This window comes from Nocardia sp. NPDC055165, assembly GCF_053606985.1.
Window position 1 is genome coordinate 165,132 of sequence record NZ_JBSGSS010000015.1, and the last position, 2,393, is coordinate 167,524.

The window sequence follows — 2,393 nt, forward strand, 5'->3', positions numbered from 1 at the left end:
CCGCCGCCGCTGCGCTTACCCTGGGCGTATGGCCTCTCTGTCTGATCCCAAGGTGCGCGAATTTCTTTCCCATGGAACGCGAACGGGCAAGGTGGCGTTCGCGGCGGCGGACGGGCGTCCGCTGGTGACGCCGGTGTGGTTCGTCGTCGAAGGTGACGAGCTGGTTTTCAATACGGGAAAGAACACGGCCAAGGGGCGGGCTTTCGCGCGTGATCCGCGGGTCGCGGTGTGCGTCGACCTCGAGGAGCCGCCGTACGCGCTGGTCGAGGTGCAGGGGACGGTCACCCTGTCCGAAGATCTCGATGAGCTCGTGCGGACCGCGACCGCCATCGCCGCCCGGTACATGGGTCCGGACAAGGCGGAGGAATTCGGTCAGCGCAACGGGGTCGCGGGCGAACTCGTGGTGCGGGTGCGGCCGACGAAGATCATCGCTCAGTTCGATATGACGGGCTAGCGGCCGCCGGTCATCGGGACCGCGTCGGGGCCGGGCGGGGTGGGGTCGTACGGCGGGGGATCGGTGCGGTCGAAGAGCGGAGACGAGCAGGTCGCGCCGACTTCCGGGGTGGTGTACGGGTTTTCGCGGAGGGCGACGACGAACTGGTCGATGCGTTCGTCGGTGGCGGAGTCGACGGTGAGCTGGTGACCCCACGACTGCAGTGAGATCGGGTGGTTCATGTCGGGGATGGGCGACATGAGGGTGTACTGGCGGTCGGTGACCCTGGCGCTCAGCGCCGCCTGATCCTGCGCGCTCACCTTCGCGGGGTCGTAGGCGATCCACACCGCGCCGTGTTCGAGCGAGTGGACCGCGTTCTCGGTGCGCAGGGCCTTCGAATAGACGACGCCGGTGCAGGCCGCCCACTGGGCGTCGTGCGGTCCGCCCACCGGGGGGATCGACGGGTAGGCGACTCGCTGGTTCGGCCGCACGTGCTGCTGCCCGGGCGCGATCTCGGTGACGACGACGCCGCGAATCTGTAGCGAGGGGTCGCGGTTGTCCGAGGACGGGGCGAAGCTGTCCGCGGTGGCGGTCGCCTGACCGGCGACCTTCTCACCCGAGCACCCGGTCGCCAGCGTGGCGGCCACGACCACGACCGCGCAAGCGCCTGCGCCGCGCACCCCACCGGACCTACTCGAAACCCGCATCGCGGACCCCCGTCTCCTCGTCGCCGACACCTGCCGTCCGACACAGAACCTACTTGTCTCCCCGCGCCGGGGGCACTCCTAGACTCCCGACTATGACTGTGCACTTCATCGGGGCAGGCCCCGGCGCCGCCGACCTGCTCACGGTGCGAGCGGTCAACCTGCTGCGCGACAGCCCCGTCTGCCTCTACGCGGGCACCTACCTCGACCCCGAGGTCCTCGCCCACTGCGCGCCCGGCGCCGAACTGATCGACACCCAGCACCTGAACCTGGACCAGATCATCGACCACCTCGTGCGCGCCACCGAGGCGGGCAAGGACGTGGCCCGGCTGTGTTCGGGTGATCCCTCGCTCTATTCGGCCCTCACCGAGCAGACCCGCAGGCTCGACGCCCGCAAGGTGGCGTGGGACATCACCCCCGGCGTTCCCGCCTACGCGGCCGCGGCGGCGGCCCTCGGCACCGAACTGACCGTCCCCGAGGTCGTCCAGTCGGTAGTCCTCACCCGGACCCAGGCGCGCTCCACCGCGATGCCGCACGGCGAGGCGCTGGCGAACTTCGCCGCCACCGGTGCCACGCTCGTCCTGCATCTCGCGATCACCCGGATCAGAGTGCTGGCGAAGGAGCTGGTCGCCGAGTACGGCGCCGACTGCCCCGTCGCCGTCGTCTATCGCGCCAGCCAACCCGAACAGCTCGTCCTGCGCGGCACCCTGTCCGACATCGCCGATCAGGTGGAGGCGGCCGGGCTGCGTCAAGCCGCGGTGATCCTGGTCGGCCGCGCGCTGGCCACGTCTATCGACTGCGCCCAGTCGCACCTCTACGACCCGGCCAGGGCCCGGTAACACCCACTCCAGCACAGCAGACCAATCGGTGTGATCCATCACTCAGTTGCCGCGGTGCACAGGTCATCCAGCGGGGATGTGAGAACGCAGACAAGCGTCAGCAAACGTGGGTCGCAGGCTTTACCTGGGCCGATGCTCGGCGGCTATGGAGGTGGTTGGTTGCGGGGCGAGCGCACCGGTAGATTGGTGCGATGGTTTGCGACGAGTAGACCGGCGCTGGCGGCCGGACGGTCAGGTGCATGGTCTCGGCCGTGTAACGAGACCAGCCTGGGTGACAGATAGTGCCAATGGACATTTTTGCCTGATTGATTCGAGAACTGAACCCGAGACGCGGGCGCCACGCTTATTCAGGTGGGCGCTCGCGTTCCGGTGTCGTCGGGGAGCGCCTGACCGGGTGTTCCGGAAGCGAGGTTTGGG

3 protein-coding genes are annotated in these 2,393 nt (G+C 68.8%); 2 read left to right on the forward strand and 1 reads right to left on the reverse strand.

The window, feature by feature from the left end; translation table 11 throughout:
* Nucleotides 1-28: 28 nt before the first annotated feature.
* A complete protein-coding gene (locus ACWFRF_RS27395) occupies nucleotides 29-454 on the forward strand; it encodes a PPOX class F420-dependent oxidoreductase (RefSeq protein WP_379312415.1) in 426 nt (141 codons plus the stop codon).
* Here ACWFRF_RS27395 and ACWFRF_RS27400 read toward each other — a convergent pair.
* Nucleotides 451-1,140: a DUF3105 domain-containing protein gene (locus tag ACWFRF_RS27400; RefSeq protein ID WP_452452938.1), complete on the reverse strand. Its 690-nt coding sequence runs from the start codon at nucleotides 1,138-1,140 to the stop codon at nucleotides 451-453. The two genes, ACWFRF_RS27395 and ACWFRF_RS27400, sit on opposite strands and share 4 nt — an antisense overlap.
* Before the next feature lie 92 nt (nucleotides 1,141-1,232).
* Between ACWFRF_RS27400 and cobM the strand changes: the two genes are divergently transcribed.
* Nucleotides 1,233-1,976: a precorrin-4 C(11)-methyltransferase gene (gene cobM / locus ACWFRF_RS27405; RefSeq protein ID WP_452452940.1), complete on the forward strand. Its 744-nt coding sequence runs from the start codon at nucleotides 1,233-1,235 to the stop codon at nucleotides 1,974-1,976.
* The last annotated feature ends 417 nt before the right edge of the window (nucleotides 1,977-2,393 follow it).

What these genes read in the sequence shown, in the direction of transcription:
- ACWFRF_RS27395 (WP_379312415.1), top strand. Translation starts at nt 29, where the DNA reads ATGGCCTCTCTGTCTGATCCCAAGGTGCGCGAATTTCTTTCCCATGGA.
- cobM (WP_452452940.1), top strand. Translation starts at nt 1,233, where the DNA reads ATGACTGTGCACTTCATCGGGGCAGGCCCCGGCGCCGCCGACCTGCTC.
- ACWFRF_RS27400 (WP_452452938.1), bottom strand. Translation starts at nt 1,140, where the DNA reads ATGCGGGTTTCGAGTAGGTCCGGTGGGGTGCGCGGCGCAGGCGCTTGC.